Source organism: Inquilinus sp., from assembly GCF_057815775.1.
This window is the reverse complement of the sequence record NZ_JBYRFX010000572.1, coordinates 1-3,057: the sequence shown is the minus strand read 5'-3', so window position 1 is coordinate 3,057 and position 3,057 is coordinate 1. Positions and strand designations below refer to the sequence as shown.

Here is a 3,057-nt window from a genome sequence, read left to right as displayed (position 1 = left end):
CCCAGGCGGTTGGCGCCGTGGACCGAGACGCAAGCCGCTTCGCCCACGGCGAACAGGCCCTGCACGACCGTTTCCGGATTGCCGTCGGCGCCGATAGTCATGACCTCGCCGTGAGAGTTCGTCGGGATACCGCCCATGTTGTAGTGGACGGTCGGGACGACCGGCAGCGGCTGGCGCGTCAGGTCGACGCCCGCGAATATCTTGCCGCTCTCGGTGATGCCCGGCAGGCGCTCGGCCAGCACCTTGGGATCGATGTGATCGAGGTGCAGGTAGATGTAGTCCTTGTTCGGGCCGACGCCGCGGCCCTCGCGGATCTCGATCGTCATCGACCGGCTGACCACGTCGCGCGACGCCAGGTCCTTGGCCGAGGGGGCGTAGCGCTCCATGAAGCGCTCACCCTCGCTGTTGGTCAGGTAGCCGCCCTCGCCGCGCACGCCCTCGGTGATCAGGCAGCCGGCGCCGTAGATGCCGGTCGGGTGGAACTGCACGAACTCCATGTCCTGCAGCGGCAGGCCGGCGCGGGCCGCCATGCCGGCGCCGTCGCCGGTGCAGGTGTGGGCCGAGGTGCAGGAGAAATAGGCCCGGCCGTAGCCGCCCGTCGCCAGCACCGTCTGGTGGCCGAGGAAGCGGTGGATCGTGCCGTCGTCCAGGTTCCAGGCCATGACGCCGCGGCACACGCCCTCGTCGTCCATGATCAGGTCGAGCGCGAAATACTCGATGAAGAACTCGGCGTCGTGTTTCAACGCCTGTTGATACAGCGTGTGCAGCATGGCGTGGCCGGTGCGGTCGGCCGCGGCGCAGGTGCGGTAGGCGCGGCCCTTGCCGTATTCCGTGGTCATGCCGCCGAAGGCGCGCTGGTAGATCTTGCCCTCTGCCGTGCGGCTGAACGGCATGCCGTAGTGCTCAAGTTCGATGATCGCAGGGACCGCTTCGCGCACCATGTATTCGATCGCGTCTTGGTCGCCCAGCCAGTCCGACCCCTTGATGGTGTCGTACATGTGCCAGCGCCAGTCGTCCGGCCCCATGTTGCCGAGCGCGGCAGAGACGCCGCCCTGGGCCGCCACGGTGTGGCTGCGGGTCGGGAAGACCTTGGTGATGCAGGCGGTCTTCAGCCCCTTCTCGGCCATGCCGAAGGTGGCGCGCAGACCCGCACCGCCGCCGCCCACCACGACGACGTCGTACTGGTGATCGATGATCGTATAGGACGCAGGCATCGGGTTATCCCAGGATGGCGATCTTGAGGACGGAGACGATCATGGCCGCCCCCAGGAACAGGGCCAGACCCTTGGTCGCCAGGTCGGCGATCAGCTTGGTGTGGTGGCCGTGGACGTAGTCCTCATAGACCTCGGTCACGCCATTGGCACCGTGATGCAGGCCGATGGCGATGAACAGGATGAACAGGGCGGCGTTGATCGGATGGCCGATCCAGGCCCGCACCTCCGGCAGCGGCGCGCCGAGATGGGCGATCACCGCGATGACGAACCAGATCGTCAGCGGGATCAGCGCCAGCGCGGTGACACGCAGGGTGCGCCAGTGCAGGAAGCCGGATTTGGCCGAGCCGAGTCCGCGGGCATGCGCCAGCGGATTGCGGAGAGAGGTGTCCTTGGTCGTCATCACCACACCACCAGGCCGACGATCCAGGCCAGCACCGTGAGCACGCCGGTGGCGATCAGGACGGCATAGCCGGTCTTGTGCATCGTCGGCAGGTCGTAGCCATAGCCGGCATCCCAGGCTAGGTGCCGGATGCCAGAGCACAAATGGTAGAACAGCGCCACCGACCAGCCGAACAGCATCAGCAGGCCGAGCCAGGAGCCGAGGAACCACTGCGCGTTTTCGAAGGCGGCGGGGCCGGCGGCCGCGGCGATCACCCACCACGCCAGCAGCAGCGTGCCGACGGTCAGGGCGATGCCGGTGGCGCGGTGCAGGATCGACGTCACCATGCTGATCTGCCAGCGGTAGATCTGCAGATGGGGCGAGAGAGGCCTCGGCCGTTTCTGAGGAATTGCCTCGGAGGCGGACATGCGGATCTACTCCGGCACGCAAAAGGGCACTCAGGCGCGGCGCGGCGTGTCGCGAATGCGCCTGAACGGGTCGTCAGTGACTTACGCGCCGCACTGCAGCAAGTCAACGAACAGCCCAATTATTTCAAGCGGATGCGAGCCGTTCTCAATTGGCCGGCGGCTGGCCCGCGGCCCGTTCGGCGATGGCCCGGTCCAACGCCACCAGCCGTTCCGCCTCGCTGACATGCAGCGCCTCGACCAGCCGGCCGTCGACGACGGTGACGCCGAGCCCGGCGGCACGGGCCGCAGCGTGCGCCGCGATCACTCGATGGGCATTCTCGACCGCCTCGGCGCTGGGGGCGAAGGCGGCGTTGGCGGCGGCGATGGTCCTGGGGTGGATCAGCGACTTGCCGTCGAAGCCCAGCGCCGCGCCCTGGCGGCACGACTCGGCGAGGCCGGCCTCGTCCTCCAGGTCGAGATGCACGCCGTCGATCACGGTCAGGCCGTAGGCACGGCCGGCCAGCAGGCACAGGCCCAAGGCGGTCAGCAGCGGCTGCCGCCCCGGCTCATGCGCCGCCCGCAGATCCTTGGCCAGGTCGGAGGTGCCGAGGATCAGCCCGGTCACGCGCCCCCCCGCAAGGCGTGGCGTCGCCCCGGCGATGGCGGCGGCGTTCAGCACGCCCAGCGGCGTCTCGATCATGCACCACAGGGTCAGGCTGTCGGGTGCCCCGGCGGCACTCAGGGCGGCGCCGGCTTCACGCACGGTCTCCGGCCGCTCGACCTTGGACAACACGATTCCATCGGCACCGCTGTCGGCGATGGCGACCAGATCCTCCGCGCCCCAGGGGGTCTCGGGCGCATTGGCGCGGACCAGCACCTCGCGCGGCCCCCAGCCGCCGGCCCGGACCGCGGCGACCACCCGCTCGCGCGCCGCGGGCTTGGCCTCCGGCGTGACCGCGTCCTCGAGGTCGAGAATCAGCCCGTCGGCGGGCAGGGTGCGGGCCTTGTCGAGCGCGCGGGCATTGGCACCGGGAACATAGAGCAGCGAACGGCGGGG

4 protein-coding genes are annotated in these 3,057 nt (G+C 69.2%); all 4 read right to left on the bottom strand.

Annotation, left to right across the window (positions count from 1 at the left end):
- Positions 1-1,214: succinate dehydrogenase flavoprotein subunit (gene sdhA / locus AC3XYG_RS19920; RefSeq protein WP_489141604.1), on the bottom strand; the 1,214-nt coding region annotated here is incomplete at its 3' end.
- 4 nt (positions 1,215-1,218) lie between these two features.
- Positions 1,219-1,614: a succinate dehydrogenase, hydrophobic membrane anchor protein gene (gene sdhD / locus AC3XYG_RS19915; RefSeq protein WP_489141603.1), complete on the bottom strand. Its 396-nt coding sequence runs from the start codon at positions 1,612-1,614 to the stop codon at positions 1,219-1,221.
- Positions 1,614-2,021 (bottom strand): succinate dehydrogenase, cytochrome b556 subunit, encoded by a 408-nt coding sequence (sdhC, locus tag AC3XYG_RS19910; RefSeq protein WP_489141602.1) that lies wholly within the window; start codon positions 2,019-2,021, stop codon positions 1,614-1,616. Before sdhC ends, sdhD begins: the two co-directional genes overlap by 1 nt.
- A gap of 145 nt (positions 2,022-2,166) precedes the next feature.
- On the bottom strand, positions 2,167-3,057 hold an 891-nt coding region (locus AC3XYG_RS19905), incomplete at its 5' end, for an HpcH/HpaI aldolase/citrate lyase family protein (RefSeq protein ID WP_489141601.1).